We start from the raw sequence: 7,005 nt of genomic DNA, 5'->3' as shown, positions 1-7,005 counted from the left end.
AAAACAAAACAACTTTCCAAGATATAGCTTAGAGCCTAAATCTAACTAAATAAAACAAAACCTTCCAAAATCAGAATAACGGAAGGTTATTTGGCATGCACATTTTTAGTATAGCATGAGAAAATTTAATTTTTCATTGAAAAATATTGACAAACTATTAGCTGGTTTAGCACAATAAGAAATTAAAAAAGCGTTTATCCTTCCCGGATTATACGCTTCTTAATTGGGATAGAACTTATTACTTATTTACTAAATCAAACAGGCTAGTGTTCATTCCATTTAAATTACTACCTATAACCTCCAAAAGAGTAATCATTTGGGCAAGCCAAAAAGCAATACAAACTGAGCTAATTGCGATTATAACCAGGGAGATCACTTTTATAGCCTCTATTGTTTTGTTGTCTATTTTCACTTTATACCCCTTTTCCTTTCCTATTAAATTACAACCTAGGTTTAAGTTCGACTTCATACTGTATAAACCCTTCTATTTAATGTATTATTTTTCCAATATTCTTTTTTCAACTATACTCCGTTAGCTCAATACACAATCTTTTGAACTAAATATTTATTAAGAAATTTCCTCACCTCTATGAAGTCAGAGAGGTGAGATGTATTTTAATCAAACTTTACTATATCTCCTACTTTGATTTGATTCTTTTTAAACCATCCAAGATTGACTTCCAGAGCATAATAATAAGAAAGTTCCGGATCAAAAAGAGGGCATTCATCCTCATTACAAGGCACCATTTCTAGCATTTTTAGAATTTTCCCATCTGAATCAAGAAAAGCAATGGTTAAAGGAATTAAGGTGTTTTTCATCCAAAAACCGTCATATGTTTTTCCTGAAAACACAAATAGCATCCCCTCGTTTTCGGGTAATTGTTCAACAAACATTAAGCCCTTATCTCTTTTTTTTTGAGTATCTGCAACTTGAACAGTTAATTTGAAAGTCCTTTCTCCATTAGATACTTTTATGATTTTTGTTTGAAGACTTGTTTCATTTTTTTGACGAAAAAGAAAACCCATTACTTTTTTAAAATTTTTCAATATATTCACTCACCTTGACTTTTCCCTTTAAATTAATAAGGAAGAAAGTTGGAGATAAAGACAGGAAGAAAAAAACGAGAAAACTCCTTATTACTTCCAATACTTATGATTTGCTCATATATTGCATGCTTTATTTCGATAACCAATGCTACAATTAATAAAAAAGATAAAGACAATATACTTTACAAAACTGCTTCGTTAACTAAACAAGAAAAGCGACTGCTCTTATTGAACAATCGCTACCCGTTTGTTTAGGTACACTATTTCACAATCTTCACAATGATGAAAAGAGTGAGCATAGCAGCCTTTAGTTACTTCCGGATCGACAGGGATAGAGGTGAAAGCAGGTCAATTTTTGAAATAGTTCCCCTGTTCGAGATCGGAGATCAGCGTAGGGTGCATAGGATGCCATCCCAAGAGTTCCTGAGTCTGTACGCTCGACCTAGGGATGTCATGAAAATTCAGGAATTAGCGGAAAAGACAGGTTTATCAGCCCACACCATTCGTTTTTATGAAAAGGAAGGCTTGTTTGACAGTCGGCATGTCCGTCGAGACGAAAATTACTATCGCAATTATTCAGACGAGGTTATCGAACGTCTGAAACTCATTAAGAAGTTTCAGGGCGTGGGTTGTTCGCTTTCTGAACTGAAGGAAGTCTTACAGGATCATGATACAAATACTCGTACCAATCAACAAGTGATGGAATGGATTAGCCAAAAGATAGGTGAGATTGAACGTAAGAGGGACGAATATGATCAAATGCTTGATACCCTTCACTTTATGTTGGAATACAGGATGGCATTGGAGAATGACCCACAAAAGGCTCATTCTATGTTAACGGTTCGACATACTGAGTAAGTCGTGCATTGGATAGACTTCAAAATTTACCATTCAGTAATTTGATTAAGCTCCCTCTCATCTATTACACCTTCGTATTGTCATCACGAATGTTAAAAAAATATAAGCCAATCCTTTAAAATATTTTTTTCATATGGACATGTTCATTATATGCACGTACAAGCATCAACATATGCTGTATTAACCATAAAAGTTTTCTCTTAAGAAAGTGGCAAAGCCATTTTCTTTTTTTGTTCGTTTTTGGCTATTCGTCCACGGCAACCCCTCTTTTACGAAAGCACCCATTAATCGAAAAAACAAAAACGAAACTACTCCCCTGTTAATACTCTATCACCTTTACTGGTAGGTTGAGAAATTACCAAAAATTCAATATCCTTTCCTGAGTCATTCATCATTTGGTGTGGTGTTAAAGGTGCGATTTCAACTCCCTCATGAGGGTTCAAAATGATACGTTCCCCATTGACTTTTAACGTGGCTGTACCAGATAAAACAAAGAAAAATTGACTTGCTTGATTATGAAAATGCATTACTTCTGAAGTGTTAACAGGCATTCGTTCGTGTATGACACTTAATTCTTTATTTTTTACTAGGTGCCATCCATCACAATTTTCTCCCCATATATAATGTTCTGCGTTTTGTTTACTTATCTTCATACAAAATACTCCCCTGGTCTTTTTTTATAAATTTTAAATCTTCAGGACAGTTAGTACAATTAATAACTCTTATTGAATTAAACTGCACTTTAGCACAAATAGAAAAGGATCACTGCAGCGGTCCACTATCGTTAAATGATCAATTCATAATCGTTGTTTATTGAAAGTATAAAGAAAGACTATCCACCACATAATTAAATAAGAAAGCCCGATTTATTTAAATCGTAAAGAATTGTTTGACAATTAACTCTTCCCTTGTTACAATAAATTCCAATAAAAGCACACAAATTCGTTGATGAGAAAAAGTAGCGTTACGTCTTGATCCACAGAGAGCTGACACTTTGGTGCAAGTCAGTGTTCGAGTGTTGCGTGAATATCCTCTCTGAGAAGTTAGGCTGAACTCTTTTAGTAAGCCTAAACGGAGGTCCACCGTTAAAAGGAACACGTATGATTGTACGTTGCTAAGTGCTATTGATCGGATCAATAGAATTAGGGTGGTATCACGGTTAACCCCGTCCCTTACAAGGGAACGGGGTTTTTGTGTGCTTTTAAAATTATTTATAGGAGTAATTTATATGAACTCAAATGAAAGTAAAAAAACCGTTGTCCACCGTGAAGATCAAATACGAAATTATTGGGGTAAAAATAATACCTTTATAAAATCGGTTCAATTGAGAAACGGTAAAAAACCGTTTGTCTTTTTCGAGGGTCCCCCAACGGCAAATGGATTACCACATGTCGGTCATGCCTTTGGAAGAACGATTAAAGATGTGGTCGCACGTTACAAAACAATGCAAGGCTTCCTCGTTGAAAGAAAGGCTGGCTGGGATACACATGGGCTGCCAGTGGAACTTGGTGTAGAAAAACAGCTGGGTATTTCAGGTAAACAAGAGATCGAACGATATGGTATTGAGCCCTTTATCAAGAAATGTAAAGAGAGTGTATTCACATACGAGCAAAAATGGCGTTCATTTACAGAAGAATTAGGTTATTGGGTAGATATGGATCATCCCTATATGACCTTAACGAATGATTATATTGAAAGTGTTTGGAATATTTTAAGTAAAGTTCACAAAGATGGGCTGTTGTATAAAGGGCACCGAGTATCTCCCTATTGCCCTAGTTGTCAAACCACTTTAAGCTCTCACGAAGTCGCACAAGGCTACAAAGATGTAAAAGATTTATCGGCGACGGTTAAATTTAAACGTCTCGATGCCAATAATGAATACTTCTTAGGTTGGACAACGACACCCTGGACATTGCCTGCCAACGTGGCACTCGCCATGAATCCAACATTAACTTATGTGCGTGTAAAAAAAGAGAATGAAGTGTACGTTGTTGCTAAGTCATTAGTTGAAAAAGTACTTGGTGATTCTGTAACCGTGCTAAGTGAACATTGCGGTCGTGATTTTGAGGGCATGGCTTATACCCCACCGTTTAATTATGTAGAAGTTGAAAAAGGACACCATGTAGTCTTAGCGGATTACGTTACTGAACAAAACGGAACTGGAATCGTTCATATTGCCCCTGCTTATGGAGAGGATGACTACAAAACCGTTCAAAAGAATGGTTTATCCTTTATCAATGTGGTTGATCAAAAAGGATGCTACACATCAGAAATTACAGGACTCTCAGGCAGGTTTGTGAAGGACTGTGACCTAGATATTATAAAAATGCTTTCTGATAACGGCACGCTTTTTCATAAGGAAAAATATGAGCACAGCTACCCTCATTGTTGGAGATGCGATTCACCTCTACTTTACTACGCAACGGATAGCTGGTTCATTAAGATGTCGGCTTTAAAGGATAAGATGCTTGTTAACAATGCAGCCGTTAACTGGTATCCTGAGCATATCAAACATGGCCGCTTCGGGAACTTCCTTGAAGACCTTCTAGATTGGAATATAAGCAGGAATCGCTATTGGGGTACACCATTAAACGTTTGGGTATGTTCTAATTGTCGTCATGAAGAAGCACCAGGCAGTATTGAAGAACTACAAAAATTAGCTAGAACGTTGATCCCCTCTACGATCGAATTGCATAAACCATATATAGATGAAGTCCAGCTCACTTGTCCGCATTGTCAAAGTGTTATGCAACGAACATCTGAAGTGATTGATGTTTGGTTTGACAGTGGTTCCATGCCATTTGCACAGTATCATTATCCATTTGGAGATAAAGAAAAATTCAAGTCACAATTCCCTGCCGATGTTGTTATCGAGGGTATCGATCAAACAAGAGGCTTTTTTTACAGTTTGCTTGCGGTGTCAACACTTTACACTGGAATGGCACCTTATAAAAACGTTTTATCACTCGGACATGTACTGGATGAACATGGTCAAAAAATGTCTAAAAGTAAAGGCAATGCATTAGATCCTGTTGAGCTGATTAGGGAATATGGAGCTGATGCTCTACGCTGGGCTTTCTTAGTAGATAGTTCACCTTGGAATCCAAAACGTTTTTCAAAAAAAATCGTGCAGGATGCAAAATCAAAGTTAATCGACACTCTCGATCATACATGTAAGTTTTATTCCATGTATGCCAAAATAGATGGCTTCGTATATGACAAAAATCAAATTGGAAAGAGAACAACCCTAGATGAGTGGATCCTTTCACGGCTTCACAGTACAATCAAAAAAGTGGAGAATTACATGGAGCATTTTCAGTTTACCCAGGCAACACGTGTATTGGCTGCACTGGTGGATGAATTAAGTAACTGGTATGTGCGACGGTCGAGAAATCGTTTTTGGGCTAATGGGCTTTCGGAAGATAAGCAGGCTGCATATTCTACACTCTTTGAAGTGCTTAGTACAATCAGCCGTCTGTTGGGTCCGTTTGTACCGTATATAGCTGAAGATATTCATTTACAGCTCCATGGACAGAGTGTCCATCTGCAAGACTATCCCAAATATGATGATTCAGTGATTAATGAAGACTTAGAACGAGATATGGAAACAGTCCTGAAAATGGTTGAACTTGGTCGCAGTATTCGGAATGCTCACAACTTAAAGGTTAAGCAGCCTTTGAATCAAATGGTTGTTTGGCGTAATGAAGGGGAACGTTATTTAAGCCGTTATTCCAATATTATTAGAGATGAGCTAAATCTAAAGAATGTTATCTTCACAGGAGATTTATCACGTTATGAATCAACTATGGTTAAGTTGAATTTTAAAACGGCTGGTGCCGCATTCGGTAAGTTGGTAAACGATGTAAAAGGATTTGTAGACCATATTCCCGAAAACTTAAAAAAGACCTTATTAGAAAATGGCCAACTAAAAATAGTGGTTAATACCCAAAAAATTACTTTAAAGAAGGAACATATTAATGTCGAGTACCAAGTTCAATCTGGATATGATATGGCTGGAGATGAACAATTGAAGGTGATTTTAGATTTAAAACTTACTCCTCAGTTAGTGAACGAAGGCCAAGTTAGAGAATTAATTAGAGCTATACAGGACACCCGTAAAAAACTTGATTTACCAGTTGAGAAATATGTGGAGATTACTATTTCTGCTACTGATTTTAGTAAAGAGATCATTCAGCAGTTTGAGGACCTCATTAAGGAAAACGTACTTGTTAACCAAATAAGGTTTAGAACACTAGACAATACCGATCAACAATTAGAAGTAAAATTTGGGGATGAGATTTTAAAGGTCTCATTAGAATACTAATTTAACAACTAAGCACTGCCAGGAATTAATTTTATAATCTTTGGCAGTGCTTTTTTTAATTCAGCTTGTAGCGATCCTACCTGTTTTATTGTTTCTTAAGCTTCAATTCTATGGTTCCTTGAATACTTAGCAATTTTTTCTATAGCTAATAATTTAGACCTGATAATCCCATGAATAGATGAATCTCTCCTCACATCGGAGATTACCCCATTAGTGCAATAAGAAAAGCTATGACAGTTTGCAGTTAACTCTAATACCCTTTCGAATAAACAAATGTAATTTGATGCAATTATTTCTGCACAGTTCGTGCCTTCCAAATTATTAATATAATTTTATATATCCAATAAAAGAAGAAAAAGTTAAATAAAAGTCCTAACGAGGCAAAAGTTAAGTCCCCTCCACCCCGATAAACAAAGCCATCAGCTGGAAAACCAAAGTAATAAGCACCCGAATCTTTTTCAACTCGATAACCAATTGTCGGAATAATGGTGGAAATATTAATTGAAAAAAGACTTAATATGGCTAACCGTTTTTTAATTCCCATTATCTTACCATTGAGGCTTAATAATACACATATTAATACGGCATTCAATCCAAGTTCCAGTATAAAAACAATTACATTTAACTTCTGTTCCATCCAAAAACTCCTCGTTCCCCTTAGGTAGAAAAATTTCTTCACAATCTTTCCTATTATCTTCCCAAAAATGGGGCAAACCGCAGCCCCGAATCAAACAATGAACTCATTACAAAAATTATTAATATTATAAATACAGAAA

At 36.1% G+C, this 7,005-nt stretch carries 6 protein-coding genes and 1 other annotated feature; of the genes, 2 read left to right on the top strand and 4 right to left on the bottom strand.

Annotation, left to right across the window (positions count from 1 at the left end; translation table 11 throughout):
* Positions 1 to 238: 238 nt before the first annotated feature.
* The gene (locus tag V7266_RS26765) at positions 239 to 469 is read right to left on the bottom strand and encodes a hypothetical protein (RefSeq protein ID WP_335472263.1); all 231 of its coding nucleotides are present in this window, start codon (positions 467 to 469) and stop codon (positions 239 to 241) included.
* 146 nt (positions 470 to 615) lie between these two features.
* Positions 616 to 1,047: a DUF192 domain-containing protein gene (locus V7266_RS26760; protein WP_335472262.1), complete on the bottom strand. Its 432-nt coding sequence runs from the start codon at positions 1,045 to 1,047 to the stop codon at positions 616 to 618.
* A gap of 453 nt (positions 1,048 to 1,500) precedes the next feature.
* On the opposite strand from V7266_RS26760, the gene V7266_RS26755 reads away from it, so the two are divergent.
* Positions 1,501 to 1,905 (top strand): MerR family transcriptional regulator, encoded by a 405-nt coding sequence (locus V7266_RS26755; RefSeq protein WP_335472261.1) that lies wholly within the window; start codon positions 1,501 to 1,503, stop codon positions 1,903 to 1,905.
* A 308-nt stretch (positions 1,906 to 2,213) separates the two neighbouring features.
* Here V7266_RS26755 and V7266_RS26750 read toward each other — a convergent pair whose 3' ends face one another.
* Positions 2,214 to 2,558, bottom strand: a complete 345-nt coding sequence (locus tag V7266_RS26750) for a cupin domain-containing protein (RefSeq protein ID WP_335472260.1) — start codon at positions 2,556 to 2,558, stop codon at positions 2,214 to 2,216.
* Positions 2,559 to 2,841: 283 nt separating this feature from the next.
* Positions 2,842 to 3,081 (top strand) — a binding site (T-box leader).
* Between the two features lie 52 nt (positions 3,082 to 3,133).
* Here V7266_RS26750 and ileS point away from each other — a divergent pair.
* Positions 3,134 to 6,229 (top strand): isoleucine--tRNA ligase, encoded by a 3,096-nt coding sequence (ileS, locus tag V7266_RS26745; protein ID WP_335472259.1) that lies wholly within the window; start codon positions 3,134 to 3,136, stop codon positions 6,227 to 6,229.
* 289 nt (positions 6,230 to 6,518) lie between these two features.
* Here ileS and V7266_RS26740 read toward each other — a convergent pair whose 3' ends face one another.
* Positions 6,519 to 6,866, bottom strand: coding sequence for a hypothetical protein (locus V7266_RS26740; RefSeq protein WP_335472258.1), 348 nt, complete (start codon positions 6,864 to 6,866; stop codon positions 6,519 to 6,521).
* Positions 6,867 to 7,005: the final 139 nt, after the last annotated feature.

This window comes from Neobacillus drentensis (assembly GCF_036965645.1).
In the GTDB taxonomy this organism is placed as follows: domain Bacteria; phylum Bacillota; class Bacilli; order Bacillales; family Cytobacillaceae; genus Neobacillus; species Neobacillus drentensis_D.
The sequence above is the reverse complement of the archived record's forward strand: the minus strand, read 5'-3'. Positions and strand labels throughout refer to the sequence as shown.